Raw genomic sequence first — 17,267 nt, 5'->3', positions numbered from 1 at the left:
GTGGCTTTTCATTTGGAACCGGATTAAGCATAAAGGGAATCAAGGGCTTGGTGGGCAAATTTCACGCTGACGGTTTTTTGCGGTCGGCGGCCTTTCTGCATCGAGATGCAGCAATGAATGACCGGGTTAAACGCGAGGGGAATTGAGAGGGAGGGGGGGGCGCCGGTCAGCCACCATTTTGCTCGACCGGCCGGCAGGAGAACGTTAGTTGGTGACCAGCAGTTCCGGGCCGAGGTAGTCGTTGATCTGGTCGATATCGTCGTCGCCCAGGCTGCCCACCGAAGAAGCCAGGCGCAGACGCGACATCAAATAGCGCAACTTGGCATCGAACAGGTCGTGACGCGCAACGAAGAGCAGCTCTTCGGCATTGAGGACGTCCGAGTTGGTGCTGGTGCCACCTTCCTTGAAGCCCTTGCGCGTCGATGCCAGTGAGCGTTCGTTGGACGCTACTGCCTTCTCCAGGGCGCGAATGCGTTTGGCGCCGCTGAGTATGCCTTGATACTCACGGGTGGTTCCGGTGATGACTTCCTGACGCGCGGCGTCAAGCTCATCCAGGGCCTTGTCGCTATTGGCGCTGGCCTGGCGCGTCAGTGCGCTGACGCCGCCACCGCTGTACAGCGGGATATTGACTTCCAGCCCGATCGAGCCGTAGCGGTTGCGTTGGTTCAACTCGGAGAGCGATTGGCTCTCACCCGCGGTGTAGCCGGCGATGAAATCCAGTGTTGGCCAGTGGCCGGCCCTGGCACGCTTCACTTCTTCTTCGGCGAGGTCGCGGCTGTAACGGCGCGCATGGATCAGCGGACTATCGGTCTGGGCCTTGACCAGCCAGTCCTGCAGGTTGCTCGGCAGCAGCGGTGGTGTGTCGAAGCTCGGACGCAAGGTGGTCAGCGATTCGGGAGTTTCACCGATATATTCCTCAAGCTTGGCGCGCGCGTTGACCAGATTGTCCTGCGCTTCGATCAGTTCGGCTTCGGCAAGGTCGCGGCGGGCGGCTGACTCGTCGATGTCGGTGATGGTGCCGGCCCCCAACTCCATGCGCCGTTTCGCCGAGGCAAGTTGCTCATCGAAGGCGCTCAGCTTGGATTTGGCCAGGGTGATGGTTTCGCTGGCCAGGAGCACGTCGAAATAGCTTTCGGCCAGGCGCACCGCGGCGTCCTGGCTCTTGGCATCGAATACCGCGTTGCTGTAGTCGGCACGCTGCTGACCCTGGCGGTACTCGGCCATCTTCTGTTTGTTGAACAGCGGCTGGCGCAGGCGCACGTTGGCGCCCTTGGAGTCGTAGTGCAGATCATTGTCGATGTTGTTCTGGCTTTGGGAGCCGTTGACCTTGTTGTTGTAGGCCGAGGCGTTGATCTGCGGTAGCAGGCCGGCCTTGCCGATGGCGCGGTTTTCGCCGCCGGCTTGTTTTTCATGCACGGCGGCCTGGTAGATAGGGCCCTGGTACTGCAACAGATCCCAGGCTTGCTTGAGGTCCATGGCGTCAGCCGGCAGGGCCAACCCCAACAAGCAGAAGAGCAGGCAATGACGTTCCATTTCATTGTTCCTTGAATGAGCTGTCCACGCGTTCGAGCATTGGTTTAAGAAGATAGCTCATCATGTTGCGTTCGCCGGTCTTGATGGTGACGGTGGCGGGCATGCCGGGGCGAATGTGATTGCTGCCAAGCAGGTTCATGCCGTCGGGCGTGACTTCCACCTGGGCCAGATAGAAGGGTTCCTTGCTTTCCTCGTCCATCAGGCGGTCGGCGGAGATGGTCAGCACGCGACCTGGGATGTTTGGCGTCTGGGCATGGTTGAAGGCCGGGAAGGCGATGTCCACGGGCAAGCCGGGGACCATCTTGTCGATGGCCTGCACTGGAATCATCGCGTCGACCTGCAACGGTTCGTTGAGCGGAACGATTTCCATGATCTTGAAGCCGGGCTGAATGACCCCGCCGACGGTGGCAATGCTCAGGCCCTGGACCATGCCATCGATTGGCGAGCGAATCACCGTGTGGGTCACTTCATAGTCGAGTGCGCGCAAGCGGTCGGCCAGGGTGGTGTTTTCCTTGGCGGTTTCAGTCAACTGCGATTCGACTTCCTTGAGGTAATCGTGCTGGCGCTGCAGGATGCGCAGCTTGATTTCGGTGGTCTGGCTGCGCACGCGGGCGATGTTGTTGAGGTTCTCGGCCTGGCCGGCGGAGAGGTCGGCGTTGCTGCGTTCCAGCTCGAGCAGGCGATTGCGCGGCACATAGCCTTCAGCCGACAGCACGCGGGTGCCCTGCAGTTCCTGATTGAGGAAGCCGATCTGCGAAGCGCGGGCGCTGTAGACCTGCTGCAGGCCCTTGAGCTGCACTGCCGACGCTGCCAGGTTCTCCTGCAGGATGCTGATTTCGCCAGCGAGTCCGGCGCGGCGGGTGTCCAGCAGGCGCTGCTGCAGGTCCATGGCGGCCTCCAGGCGGTAGTCACCCTTGAAGCGCTTGAGCAGCTCGGGATCGTAGGTCACTACATCGCGACCGTCTCGTTCCGCTTCCAGGCGGTTTTCCACGGTCTTGCTGACGATGTACTGAGCGCTGATCGCACCCTCTTCGGCAGCGGCACGCAACGAGTCGAGGCGGACCACTTCCTGTCCTTTTTTCACCAAATCGCCTTCGCGAACGAGTATGGCCTCCACGGTGCCGCCCGTGAGGTGCTGTACCGCTTTGCGATTGCTGGTGACTTTGACCGTGCCGGTCGCGACCACGCCGGCATCCAGCGGTGCCAGCCAGGACCACAGGAGGAAGCCGCCGAAGCCGGCGAGCACCAGCCACACGCCCCATCGCGTGGGTCTGCCGACGTCCAGGTCTACCGCGCTGCGGGGATCGGCAGGAATCATCTCGGTGTGTTGGCTCAGTTGCATGATCGGTCACTCCCGTGCTTTGACGGAGGCCAGCGGAGTCGACGCGCCTGCAGGCATCACACTGGCCTTGCGCAGCGCTGCGAATACTTCATCGCGCGTGCCGAGCATCTGCACGCCGCCGTCACGCAGCATCAGCACCTTGTCGACGGCGCAGAGTACGTTGGGACGGTGGGAAATCAGGACGACGGTGGCGCCACGGCCCTTGAGTTCGGCCAGCGCATCGACCAGGGCCTTTTCGCCGACGTCATCGAGGTTGGCGTTCGGCTCATCCAGCACGATCAGATTGGGCTCGCCATACAGTGCGCGGGCCAAGGCAATTCGCTGCTTCTGGCCGCCGGAAAGGGGGCTGCCATCGGTGTCCAGGCGGGTGTCATAACCCTGCGGAAAACGCAGGATCATCTCGTGCACGCCGGTGATCTTGGCGGCGCGGATGACCGCTTCACTGTCCACTTCGCCAAAGCGCGCAATGTTGTCGGCGATGTTGCCCTCGAACAGCTCCACGTCCTGTGGCAGATAGCCGAGCCAGGGGCCGAGTTCGCCCTTGTTCCAGGTGAATATGTCCGCGCCGTCCAGGCGCACCTTGCCGGCCTGCGCCGGCCAGACCCCGACCAGCAGGCGGGCGAGGGTGGATTTGCCCGAGGCGGACGGGCCGATGATGCCAAGGCTTTCACCGGGGACCAGGCTGAAGCCCACGCCGCGTAGAATCGTGTTGTTGGTACCAGGGGCCCCGGCATACACATTCTCCACTGCCAGCATGCCCTGCGGCCGCTGCAGCGACATGCTCGGTGGCCGGCGCGGAAAGTCTTGCAGCATCTCGTTGAGCCTGCCCCAGGCCGAACGGCAGCCGAGCAGTTGCTTCCACGATGCGATGACCTGTTCCACCGGGCCCAGTGCACGGCCGGTGAGGATCGAGCAGGCAATCATCATCCCCGGAGTGATCTTGCCTTCGATCGCCAGCAGCGCGCCGGCGCCGAGGATCAGTGACTGCAGCGTGATACGCACGAAGCGTCCGGTGCTGCTGATCAAGGCGGCGCGGTCGGAGGCCAGGGTCTGCATTTCCAGGATGCGCAAGTGGCTATTGAACCAGCGCTTGCTGATCGACGGCAGCATGCCCATGGCCTCGATGACCTCGGCATTGCGCAGGTTGTTGTTGGCGTATTGGGCTGAGGACATGGCGGCCTGATTGGCTTCGGCCAGCGGCTTCTGCGTCGACTTTTCAGTGAGATAAGCCAGGCCTATCAGAATCAGGGAACCGATCAGCGTGATCAGCCCGAGCATCGGGTGGATCAGATAGGCGACCAACAGGTAGATCGGCGTCCACGGTGCATCGAAGAAGGCGAACAGGGAACTGCCGGTGACGAACTGACGAACCTGGGAGAGATCTTGCAGGGCCTGGGCCGGATTACCTCCGGCGCGGCTCAGGTTGCGTTCGAATGCAGCGTTGAAAACGCGTCGGTTGAGGTCCATGTCGAGGCAGTTGCCGACCCGGATCAGCACCTTGGTGCGGACCATTTCCAGCGTGGACATCAACAGGAAAAGACCCACCACCAGCACAGTCAGCATTGTCAGCGTCGTAACGTTCCCACTGACCAGGGCTCGATCATAGACCTGCAGCATATAAATAGCTGGCGTCAACATCATGACGTTTATGACACCGCTGAACGCTGCCAGCGAATAAAAGCTGCGGCGCAGGCGAAAGAGCGCGTCGGACAGTTCGGAACGGATGCTCGACTGCTTGGGCATGGTGATCCTCCCACTTCGAAAAGGCGGTTGCCCTTGGGGCGCAACAGCTAACAGTAAATGTAGTCCGTTAAACGACTTATGCACACGCAGGCTGGTCGCTCTGTGAATGGCGAGTCTTCCGAAATCTCTGCGTTGCTCCCTTATGCAGGAGCGTAGGTCGCGCTGAAACCCTCCGAAATAACATTTCGCTCTATACCTGCACTCAACTTTCTATATGTCGTTTAAAAACAGCTAGTTGTGTCGACTAAACACCAGTCGTCTGTTTTCACGACGGAATATTGACAAAGATTTGCTATGGAACTTTAGTCTTAGTTATCGGGGGGGCCGCCCGCCTGAAGCTTGTCATCGTTTTGGCAACGCAAGGCGCGCTGATTTCCCGGAAGGAGCAGAGCATGTCGATCATTGCGTTCTTTTGCAGAGTGAAGGGGCTTTCCAGCAAGTTTGCCTTTACCTCCTGTTTCCATGGCCCGCCCAAGGGTCGTACTTGCTCTGCCTGACCGTTCGGCGAGCCATTCACTACGCGAATTCCAGGCGCGTATCCCGGGTCCCGGGTAACGCCAGCTCTCGCAAAAAAACATGACCAACACACTGCGCAAGCCAGCACTTGACTTGGCGCGGGAGGATTTTCTCGTCCCGCGCCTTTACCCAGACAGATCGAGGGCAATCCAAAATGGCCAATTTCACCCAATCGGACCTGGAATTCATCCTCAAGCAAATCTTTATCGCCGAAGCGAATGCCGCCGGCACCAGCCTCATTGATTTGCTTCCCAACACTCAGGTGCCATTCGGTCTGCGTACCGTCGATGGCAGCTTCAACAACCTGGTCACCGGCCAGACTGATTTCGGCGCGGCGGACGCTGATTTTCCGCGCCTGCTTGATCCTTCCTTTCTATCGGCGCAATACGCAGGAACCGGGACGGTGGTCGACCCGCAACCACGGATTATCAGTAACCTGATCGTCGACCAGACCGCCAACAACCCGGCGGCCTATGCTTCTGCGTTCGACCCGGGCCTGGACGGTGTGCTCAACTTCGGCACGGCGGGTAATGACGACGTACTCAAGGATGGCGTGCAGATAGTCGCCAGCCCCGGGCTGGATGGCGTATTCGGAACGGCTGATGACAAGGACGTATTCTTCTTTCCCAACGAGTCGCCGGACGTCGGCCTGACCGCCGGCTTCAACTCGTGGATGACTTTCTTCGGCCAGTTCTTCGACCACGGCCTCGACCTGGTCACCAAGAGCGCTACCGACATTGTGTTCATTCCGCTGCAGCCGGACGATCCGTTGTTCGTACCGGGCAGCCCGACCAACTTCATGGTGCTCTCACGCGCAGTGCGTACCGCCGGCGCGGACGGCGTAGTCGGCACGGCCGATGATGGCCAGACCAACACCACCTCGCCATTCGTCGACCAAAGCCAGACCTACAGCTCGCACCCCTCGCATCAGGTGTTCCTGCGTGAGTACGTGCTCAACGCGGCAGGTGACCCTGTTGCCACGGGGCGCTTGATTACCAACCGCGATCTCGGCGCCGATGGCGTGTTCGGCACTGCCGATGATGGCGCCGCTGATGGCATGGCGACCTGGGCAGTGGTCAAGGCGCAGGCTCGTGACATGCTCGGCATCAACCTGACCGACGCCGATGTGCACAACGTGCCGTTGCTGGCAACCGATGCGTACGGCAACTTCATCCGCGGGCCTAACGGCATGCCGCAGGTCGTGATTCGCGTCAGTAATGGTGCCGACGGCATCGCCGGAACAGCTGATGATGTCACGCAACTGGTCGAAGGCAACCGGGCTGCTCCGATCAGTCTGGCCAACGCCGTGAGTAGCGGGCATGCCTTCCTCGACGACATTGCCCACAATGCTGCACCGGTCGTCGTCGGTGGCGTTCTTCAGGCGGATGCCGACACCGCAGTCGGCAATGCGCAGCCTGTTGGCCCAGGCGGCAACAACCTGACCTATGACAACGAACTGCTCGACTCCCACTATATTGCCGGCGACGGCCGGGTTAACGAGAACATCGGCCTGACCGCCGTGCACCATGTGTTCCACTCCGAGCACAACCGTCTGGTCCAGCAGTCCAAGGACACCATCCTTGCTTCCGGTGACCTGGCCTTCCTCAATGAATGGCTGGCTGACGACGTGACTGCGATACCGACTACACCCGCCGAGATCGCGGCACTGGTGTGGGATGGTGAACGCCTGTTCCAGGCCGCCAAGTTCGGTACTGAAATGCAGTACCAACACCTGGTGTTCGAGGAATTCGGGCGTACCGTTCAGCCACAGATCGACGCGTTCCTTGCGCCCAACGGGTATGACACCTCGATCAATCCGGCAATCCTCGCCGAGTTCGCCCACGTGGTGTACCGCTTCGGTCACTCGATGTTGACCGAGACCGTCGATCGCTTCGACCCGGCGTTCAATCCGCTGCTCACTGACCCCACCAACCCGGACTCGCAAATGGGGTTGATCGCGGCCTTCCTCAACCCTCTGGCGTTCGCCAGCAGCGGGTTGACTGCGGACCAGGCGGCAGGTGCGATCATTCGCGGTGTGACCCGCCAGGTCGGTAACGAGATCGATGAGTTCGTCACTGAAGCGTTGCGCAACAACCTGCTCGGTCTGCCGCTCGATTTGCCGGCCCTGAACCTGGCGCGTGGTCGCGACACGGGCATCCCCACCTTGAATGAGGCGCGGCGGGAGTTCTACGAATCAACCGGCGACAGCCAGCTCAAGCCTTACATCAGTTGGGCCGACCTGGCAGACAGCCTCAAGCACCCCGAGTCGCTGGTCAACTTCATCGCGGCCTATGGCACGCACAGCACGATCACGGCGGCGACCACACTGGCAGGCAAACGCGATGCAGCCCTGGCGCTGGTATTGGGGGGCGTGGGTTCGCCCGCTGACCGCCTGGACTTCCTCAACAGCACCGGTGCCTATGCCAACGTAACGCTGGCCGGCGCGGATGGGGTACTGGGTACTGCAGATGACCTGACCGGTGTGACGATCACGGGCGTTGACGACATCGACTTCTGGGTCGGTGGCCTCGCTGAACAGAAGATGCCGTTCGGCGGCATGCTCGGCTCGACCTTCAACTTCGTGTTTGAAACCCAGATGGAGGCGTTGCAGGACGGCGACCGCTTCTACTACCTGGCGCGTACCGCGGGCCTGGACTTCGGCACCGAGTTGGAAAACAACTCCTTTGCCAAGCTGATCATGCTCAACTCCGATGTCACCCACCTGTCGAACACTGTGTTCCTGACACCGACGTTCACCCTCGAGGTGGATCCGACCGCTCAGTTCACCGGCCTTGGCGTGGACGGCCGAGCCGACCCTACGGGCGGCATCATGATCAACGGCGTCGAAGTCGTGTCGCTGGTGATTCGCGACAACCCTGACACCGTGGGTCCGGATACCAATTATCTGCAGTACACCGGTGAAGACCATATCGTCATGGGCGGCACCGCCGGCAATGACATCCTCATTTCCGGCGAGGGCGATGACACCCTTTACGGAGACGGCGGCAACGACCGCCTCGAAGGCGGCGCCGGGAACGACGCGGTACTGGGCGGTGCGGGTGATGACATCATCAGCGACTCGTTCGGTGACAACCGTCTGGAAGGCAATGACGGTAACGATGTGATCGTGGCCGGCAGCATGCTGGCGGGTGGCAACCTGATCCTGGGTGGCGCTGGCCAGGACTTCATCATCACCACGGAAGACATCAGCACCACCTTCGGTGGCCAGGGCGACGACTTCATCCTCGGTGCCAAGACCAACCTGCCACCTACCGGTGGCGAAGGTGATGACTGGATCGAGATGGGCACCCAGGACGGTGCGCCTGGTGATAACTTCTCGCCACTGCTCAATGACGATGTGATCGGCAACGACATCTTTGTCGGTGGTCCCGGCTTCGACGAAATGATCGGCGAGGGTGGCGATGACATCTTTACCGGCAGCGACGCCCAAGACAACATGGATGGCATGTCCGGCTTCGACTGGGTGACCTACAAGAATGACAGGCACGGCGTGACTGCCGACCTGACCATGGTCACGCTGGCACAGCCACACGGCAACGCGCCCAACCAGAACACCGGGGTGTTCAATCCGGTCGGCGCCTCGCCGGCCTCGATTCTCGACCGATATGCCGAGGTCGAGGGCTTGTCCGGTTCGAGTTTCGGCGATGTGCTCAAAGGCGATAATGTCGATGCCGACACCATCATCAACCACGGCGGTACCACGGGCAGTGCGCTGACCAATGTGGCGTTGATCCGCGGGCTGGACCAGTTCCTGGCTGATGCCGGGTTGCCGGTCACCGGCTTTGCCACTGGCAACATCATCCTTGGCGGCGATGGCAGTGACCTGATCGAGGGTCGCGGTGGCGATGACCTGATCGATGGTGACAAATGGATCAACGTCAGGATTGCCGTTTATGATCCGGCTGACGTCAACCATACCGGTCCCGAAATCGCCTCCTTCGACAGCATGGTCGATATGATTCCGCTCATGCTGGACGGCACCATCAACCCTGGTCAGCTCCAGGCCGTGCGGGAAATCATGCCCGGCACCTCGACCGGCGGGGCGGCTTTCGACACCGCCATTTTCTCCGGGCTTCAGGACGAGTACACGGTGACCGTCGACGACCGCGGCACCGCCGATCTGGCGGACGACGTCTATACCGTGACAGACAGCGTAGCGGGCCGCGACGGCGCCGATACTCTGTTGCATATCGAACGCCTGCAATTCGCCGATAACCAGCTAGTGCTGGTGGATGGACTCAATGCCGAACCGGCTGGCAGTCCGACTGTCACGGATGGCAACGGCGGCGCGATAGTCGTGGGCGATATACTGACTGTCAGCGTGGCCGGGGTGACCGATGCCGACAACGTCGCGGCGGGTAATCCGCAAGGCTTGATCAACGGCTCGGTGTCCTACTTCTGGCAATTCGAGGCGGATCCAGGCAGCGGCGTTTTCGAGGACATCATCCTGCTGCCGGCCGGCGACGTGGCGTTCCAGAGTGCCGACGGCACCACGTTCAAGGTCTCTCCCGACCTTGCCGGCCTGTCGTTGCGGGTCAAGGCGATCTACCAGGATGCTCATGGCACAACTGAGGTGTTGTTCTCGCAACCCACTTCAGTGGTAGCTCCCGGCGCGCCGGTCGTGCCGACCGCGCAGACCCCGGTTGTCGATGCCACCGCGGGTGGCGCAGGCCTGCACATGGTCCGCTCCGACCTCAACTTCATTCTTGACCAGATCAGGATTGCCGAGGCTGATGCGGCCGGTCAGGACATCCTCTCGCTGATCCCGAACATCCGCGCGCCGTTGGGCCTGCGTACGGTCGACGGGTCGAACAACAACCTGTTGAACCTCAACGGCATCAACAACACCGAGTTCGGCGCCGCCGATAACCTCTTTCCGCGCGTGAGCGATCCGGTCCTCAATCCGGCGGAAGGGGGAACGTCGTATGCGCAGAACAACGGCATTGTGATTGACTCGCAGCCGCGCACCATCAGTAACCTGATCGTCGACCAGACGTCGAACAATCCGGCGGCCTATGCCACGGCTTTCGACCCGGGCGCGGACGGTGTGCTCAACTTCGGCCTGGCGGGTAATGACGACGTGCTCAAGGATGGCGTATCGATAGTCGCCAGCCCCGGCCTGGACGGTGAGTTCGGCACTGCCGACGACCGCGATGTGTACCTGTTCGAGAACACCACGGCGGACGCGGGGTTGTCCGCACCGTTCAACGCCTGGATGACCTTCTTCGGGCAGTTCTTCGATCATGGCCTGGACCTGGTGACCAAAGGTGGTTCGGGCACCGTGTTCATCCCGCTGCAACCGGATGATCCACTGTTTGTCCCAGGTAGCCCGACGAACTTCATGGTTCTGACCCGCGCGACCAACCAGCCGGGAGCCGATGGCATTCTCGGCACGGCCGACGACATCCATGAGCACACCAACACCACCACGCCGTTCGTGGACCAGAACCAGACCTATAGCTCGCATCCGTCGCACCAGGTGTTCCTGCGCGCTTATCAAATGACTGACAACGGCCCAATAGCGACCGGCCGGCTGATCACCAACCGTGACCTGGGGGCGGATGGCCAGTTTGGTACCGCGGATGACATCGAACTGGGTGGCATGGCGACCTGGAAAGTGGTCAAGGCACAGGCCCGCGACATCCTGGGTATCAACCTTACCGATGCCGATGTCGATAGTGGCCCGCTGTTGGCGACCGACGCCTATGGCAATTTCATCAAGGGGCCGAACGGCTTCCCGATGGTGGTGATGACAGGGGTTGACGGTATTGGCGGCACGGCTGATGACGAACTTGTCGAAGGCAATCCGCTAGCGCCGATTGACCTGACCAATGCCGTGCGCACCGGTCACCAGTTCCTCGCCGACATCGCTCACAATGCCGTGCCGGTTGTCGCTGGTGGGGTTCTGCAGGCGGACGCTGACACCGATGTCGGCAATGCGCAGCCTGTTGGCCCAGGCGGCAACAACCTGACCTATGACAACGAGCTGCTCGATGCTCACTACATCGCCGGCGACGGTCGGGTCAACGAGAACATCGGCCTGACCGCGGTGCATGCGATCTTCCACTCCGAGCACAACCGGCTGGTTGCGCAGACCAAGGACACCGTGCTCGATTCGGGTGACGTGGCCTTCCTCAACGAGTGGCTGCTCACTCCGGTGACTGCGTTGCCAACCAACCAGGCTGAGTTCGATGCGCTGGTGTGGAATGGCGAGCGCCTGTTCCAGGCTGCCAAGTTCGGTACCGAGATGCAGTACCAGCACCTGGTGTTCGAGGAATTTGCGCGGACCATCCAGCCCCGAGTCGATCTGTTTTTCGCACCGACCCAGGTCTATGACGTCGACCTCGATCCCTCGATCGTCGCCGAGTTTGCCCACACCGTGTACCGGTTTGGCCACTCGATGCTGACCGAGACCGTCGATCGCTACGACATCGACTTCAACGTGGTGAGCGATCCGAACAGCGCTGATCCTGCTCAGCAGCTCGGCCTGATTGCGGCGTTCCTCAATCCGTTGGCGTACGCCGCCAGTGGCGTGTCGGCAGAGGATGCAACCAGTGCGATCATCCGTGGGGTGACCCGGCAAGCCGGTAACGAAATCGACGAATTCGTCACCGAGGCGCTGCGCAATAACCTGCTCGGCCTGCCGCTCGATCTGCCGGCGATCAACATCGCCCGTGGCCGCGACGTGGGGATTCCTTCACTCAACGCGTTCCGCCGCGACATCTACAGTCAAACCGGTGACACCCAACTCAAGCCGTACACCAGCTGGGTCGACCTGGTGCAGCACCTCAAGCATCCGGAGTCGTTGATCAACTTCATCGCGGCCTATGGCACGCATGACACGATCACCGCGGCGACCACGCTGGAAGGCAAGCGCGCTGCAGCCCTGGCACTGGTCTTCGGTGGTGTGGGTGCGCCGGCTGACCGCCTGGACTTCCTCAACAGCACCGGTGCCTATGCCAACGTAACGCTGGCCGGCACGGATGGCGTGCTGGGCACTGCCGACGACCTGAGGGGCGTGACCGTCACGGGTGTCGATGCCATCGATATGTGGATTGGCGGCCTTGCCGAACAGAAAACTCCGTTCGGCGGCATGCTCGGCTCGACCTTCAACTTCGTGTTCGAGAACCAGCTGGAAAAACTGCAGGACGGCGATCGCTTCTACTACCTGGAGCGTACCGCTGGCCTGACGATGAATGCGGAACTTGAAAGCAACTCGTTTGCCAAGATGATCATGGCAAACACTTCGGCCACTCACTTGCCGGGCCTGGTGTTCTCGACCCCGGGACTCTACCTGGAGGTGGACGCGGGGAGGCAGTTCAACGAAGGCCTGGCCGCCGCCGATCCGCTCGGCCCGAACGGCGAGCAGGTGGTGTTCCGCGACAACCCGCTGACCGTGGGGGCGGACACCAACTACATCAAGTACACAGGTGACCAGCACATCGTGCTGGGCGGCACCGACAACGCAGACATCCTCATTTCCAGTGAAGGCGATGACACAGTCTGGGGTGATGGTGGCAATGATCGCATCGAAGGCGGTGACGGCAACGACCAGCTGCGCGGTGGTGCCGGCGACGACATCATCACCGACACCGGTGGCGACGATAACCTCCAGGGTGGCGACGGCCACGACGTACTGCACGGAGGCAACGGCGTCAACCTGATCATTGGCGGGTTCGGCAACGACTTCATCATTACCGGTGAGGACGCCTCCGAAGCCATTGGTGGCCAGGGCAACGACTTCATCCTGGGCAGCAAGGCCAACGAACAGGACATGGGTAACGAAGGCGACGACTGGATCGAGAAGGGCACTTCGGATGGTGCACCTGGCGACAACTTCGACCCGCTCGGTAACGACCCTGTGATCGGCCACGATGTATTCGTCGGCGCCAGCGAGAACGATAAGTTCAACGGCGAAGGCGGTGACGACATCATGGTCGGCAGTCTCGGCTTCGGTGATCGCTATATCGGCGGCTCGGGCTATGACTGGGCGACCTTCAAGGGGCTTGCCCAGGGCGTGAGCATCGATTTCAGCGACCGTTTCTTCGATGTACCACCGACGCCGGGTTCGGGTGCGTCGGCGCTGGTGCGTTTCGACGCCATGGAAGGTCTGTCGGGTTCGTCTCACGGTGATTACCTGCGCGGCGATAGCACAGATGCGACAACGCTACCTACTGCGGGTGCAACCGGCAGTGTGCTGACCAACATCAGCCTGATCAACGGTCTGTCTGATCTGCTGGCAGCGGGAGCTACGTTCTTTGACGGCGGCAACATCATCCTCGGTGGCAGCGGCAGCGACCTCATCGAAGGCCGCGGTGGTGACGACATCATCGATGGTGACAAGTGGCTGAACGTGCGCATCAGCGTGCGGGCGAATGCTGATGGAAGCGGCGCGGAGATCGCCACGTTCAACAGCATGGAACCACTGGTGCCGTTCATGCTCAACGGTACTTACAACCCGGGCCAGTTGGTCATCGTGCGGGAGATTCTGACCGGCACTGACAACTTCGACACTGCGGTGTATTCCGGTAATGCGTCGGAGTACACGGTCGCTGTCGAAGGCAACTCCGTCATCGTGACCGACCTGGTGGCGGGCCGTGATGGCGTGGATCGCCTGACGGGCATCGAGCGTCTGCAGTTCGCTGACCAGGCGCAGGCGTCCGGCGTCGGCACCGCCGTGAACAGCGGGCCTGTGGGGCGTCTGGCGATCCTTGATGGTGTCACCGGTGCGCGTGAGGATACGCCTGTCGCCGGCCAGCTGTTGCGCGTCAGCAATCAGTCGGTCCGCGACCTGGACAGTGTGAGTGCAACCAATCCGACCGGTGCGGTTACCGGTCCGGTGTCTTACTACTGGCAGGTCGAAAACGTTGCCGGTTCGGGCATCTATGAAGACATCACCGTTATCGCCGCCGGCGAGGCATCGCGGGTGACGGGCACCACCTACCGGGTGGCGGATGATGTCGCCGGTCTGAACATCCGTGTTCGGGCAGTTTATCAGGATGCCGACAGTACGCTGGAGTTCGTCGATTCGTCGGCGAACAACACACCGACTGCAGGTCCGACCATCCTCGGGCTGGCGACGCAGAACCAGGTGTTGACCGCTGACCTGTCGACCATCATCGATGTCGATGGCCTGAGCAATCCGCAGTTCACCTTCCAGTGGCAGGAGACCAACGGAGTCACCTTCGTCAACATCCCCGGAGCCACCGGCAGCACCTTCACGCTCGGCCAGGCTCAGGTCGGCGATCAGGTGCGCGTGGTGGTCAGTTACGTCGATGACTTCGGTGTCGCCGAAACCGTTGCGTCCGATGCCACGGCACCGGTGGCCAACGTCAACGATGCACCGACAGGTGCGTTGCTGATCAGCGATACGACACCGACTCAAGGGCAGGTGCTGACCGCACAGACGGCCGGGATTGCCGATCCGGACGGGCTGGGCACATTCAGCTTCCAGTGGCAGCAAGGTGTCGGGACTACCTTCACCAATATCGCCGGCGCGACCAACGCGACCTTCACCCCGGGTGCGGCGCAGATCAACCAGCAAATCCGGGTGATCGCACGCTACACCGATGGCTTCGGCACGCTGGAGTCGGTGACCTCTGCGGCGACGGCGCTGGTCGTGCTGCTGGGTGCTGTGCAAACGGGGGACGCCCTGGCGAATACCCTTGTCGGCACCGCAGGTAGCGATGTGCTGTTTGGCTTGGGCGGGAACGATACGCTCATTGGCCTGGGTGGTGTCGACCAGTTGTTTGGCGGCATCGGCGACGACAATCTCAGTGGCGGAGACGGCAACGACTTCCTCAATGGCGAGGACGGCAATGACTTCCTCAATGGCGGAGCGGGTAATGACCAGATGCTGGGCGGAACCGGCAACGACACCTTCCGCGTCGACTCAGCCGGGGATGTGCTGACCGAGTTGACCGGCGAGGGGGCGGATTCCGTACAGACCACGCTGGCCAGCTTCACACTGGGCGCCAACATGGAACATCTGCTCTACCTTGGAGCCGCCAACTTCACCGGCAACGGCAACGCGCTGAACAACGTCATCACCGGCGGGACGGCTAATGACACCCTCAACGGTGGTGACGGCAACGATACATTGATCGGTGGTGCCGGTAACGACGTCCTCACCGGCGGTGCGGGTAATGACGCAATGGCCGGCGGAGCCGGCAACGATACCTTCCGCGTCGATTCAGCCGGGGACCTGGTGACCGAGGCGGCGGGTGAAGGTTCCGATTCCGTACAGACGACCCTGGCCAGTTACACACTGGGCGCCAATGTCGAGAATCTGCTCTACACCGGAACCGGCAACTTCACCGGCAACGGCAACGCGTTGAACAACGTCATGACCGGTGGGGTGGGTAATGACACCCTCAACGGCGGTGACGGCAACGACACGTTGCTGGGTGGAGCCGGCAACGACGTCATCACTGGCGGTGCGGGCAATGACCGGATGGTCGGCGCACTGGGCAACGATACCTTCCGCGTCGATTCAGCCGGGGACCTGGTGGTCGAAGTGACGGGTGAAGGTGCGGACTCCGTACAAACGACGCTGAACAGCTACACGCTGGGCGCCAATGTCGAGCACATGCTCTTCACCGGAGCCGGCAACTTCGTCGGCACTGGCAACGCGTTGAGCAACATCATTACCGCCGGGACCGGTAATGACACGCTCAACGGCGGTGACGGCAACGACACATTGCTGGGTGGCCTCGGCAACGACGTCATCGATGGCGGTGTGGGGGCTGACCGGTTGGAAGGCGGAGTCGGCAATGACACCTACCGCGTCGATTCTGCCGCGGACGGGGTCATCGAAGTGGCGGCCAGTGGAGAGGACTCCATTCAGACGTCGCTGTCCAGTTACACACTGGGTGCCAATGCCGAGCATCTGCTCTACACCGGGGTCGGCAACTTCGTCGGCACCGGCAACGCGTCGAACAACGTCATCACCGGTGGGGTGGGTAATGACAACCTCAACGGTGCTGGCGGCAACGACACTTTGCTGGGCGGCCTAGGCAGCGACATCATCGATGGCGGTGCCGGCAACGACAGTATTGCCGGTGGGGCCGGCAACGACACGATGAATGCCAGCACTGGCGACGATGTCTTCGTGTTCGGACTGGCCTTCGGCAACGACCGGATCATCGGCTTTGATGCCAACGCGGCGGGCGGCCAGGATCTGCTCAATTTCGCCGCACTCAACATCACGGCTGCGACCTTCAACACCAGTGTCAACGTCTTTGATCAGGGAGCGGATACGTTACTCACCTTCGGTGCCGGTTCCATCACCCTGGTAGGTGTGGGAGACCCGAACACCATCTCGGCCACAGACTTCATTCTGGCCTCTTGAGGTTCTGACAAACACTGTCGCAGGAGCGTGTACCACGGAAGGGAGGGCAATGGATGCCCTCCCTTTTTCCTTCCACTCAATGACCCATTGGTAATCGGGGTGCCAGCAGCGTACTGGAGCTCAACAAAGCAGGCTGGATTTGAGCTGCGAAATCAAAAAATGGAAAAGGGGACACCAGGTCGTGAACATTTCTGCCATCTGCATCTTGAGCAGCCTACTGGTTTCGGCCGCGGCATCTGCTACCGGGGCCGCTTCTGTCTTCGACCTGGACTTCACCAGGTCAGCCATGGAAACGCTGGAAAAACTGGATATCAACGACGCTTGCATTATCTCCGTCTCAAGTCCTGCTGCGTTTACCTTTTGCCGAAAAGGATCGTCAACACTCTGGAAGTATCAGGTGCTGGATCTGGAGCAACAGGCGGCGATCCAGATGGGGCAAAAGCGCTCTTCGACGGACTATCAACGAATTACCGTTGTGCAACTCAATAGCGTTGCCTGCGAGCAGGATCACCTTGCAGCATTGGCTAAACCGGCTATCAGGCGTGGGCTTGCCCTTGGCCTGATCGCCCTGTTTCTGTTGGTCGGCCTGCGGTATACCTACCAGGCAATCAGGCATGGTTATTACGTACAGGTCGGTGTTGCGAAGCCCGGTTTGCAGCGATTGAGCGAATCCGGATTACCGCAAAACTCAACGGTCATGGCATTGGTCGCGTGGGGTATGGCGGCAGCTACGGCATTTGTCTACTTCGGCTTTTGAGTCTG

General features: G+C 61.1%; 5 protein-coding genes. 2 read left to right on the top strand and 3 right to left on the bottom strand.

The window, feature by feature from the left end; translation table 11 throughout:
- Positions 1-204: 204 nt before the first annotated feature.
- The 3 genes from KSS91_RS18985 to KSS91_RS18975 are packed head-to-tail and all read right to left on the bottom strand — an operon-like array spanning position 205 to position 4,618.
- Positions 205-1,533 carry a TolC family outer membrane protein gene (locus tag KSS91_RS18985; RefSeq protein WP_217835756.1) on the bottom strand — a complete coding sequence of 443 codons (1,329 nt, stop codon included), beginning with the start codon at positions 1,531-1,533 and terminating at the stop codon, positions 205-207.
- Between the two features lies 1 nt (position 1,534).
- A complete protein-coding gene (locus KSS91_RS18980; protein WP_217835755.1) occupies positions 1,535-2,875 on the bottom strand; it encodes an HlyD family type I secretion periplasmic adaptor subunit in 1,341 nt (446 codons plus the stop codon).
- A gap of 6 nt (positions 2,876-2,881) precedes the next feature.
- Positions 2,882-4,618 (bottom strand): type I secretion system permease/ATPase, encoded by a 1,737-nt coding sequence (locus KSS91_RS18975; protein WP_217835754.1) that lies wholly within the window; start codon positions 4,616-4,618, stop codon positions 2,882-2,884.
- 670 nt (positions 4,619-5,288) lie between these two features.
- Between KSS91_RS18975 and KSS91_RS18970 the strand changes: the two genes are divergently transcribed.
- Together KSS91_RS18970 and KSS91_RS18965 are read left to right on the top strand one after the other, a co-directional pair.
- Positions 5,289-16,505 (top strand): peroxidase family protein, encoded by an 11,217-nt coding sequence (locus KSS91_RS18970; RefSeq protein ID WP_217835753.1) that lies wholly within the window; start codon positions 5,289-5,291, stop codon positions 16,503-16,505.
- 181 nt (positions 16,506-16,686) lie between these two features.
- The gene (locus tag KSS91_RS18965) at positions 16,687-17,262 is read left to right on the top strand and encodes a hypothetical protein (RefSeq protein ID WP_015094313.1); all 576 of its coding nucleotides are present in this window, start codon (positions 16,687-16,689) and stop codon (positions 17,260-17,262) included.
- The last annotated feature ends 5 nt before the right edge of the window (positions 17,263-17,267 follow it).

Origin of the sequence: Pseudomonas azerbaijanorientalis (genome assembly GCF_019139795.1) — a bacterium.
GTDB classification, from domain to species: domain Bacteria; phylum Pseudomonadota; class Gammaproteobacteria; order Pseudomonadales; family Pseudomonadaceae; genus Aquipseudomonas; species Aquipseudomonas laurylsulfatiphila.
Note: the sequence above shows the minus strand (reverse complement) of the source record. Positions and strands in the feature narration are given on the sequence as shown.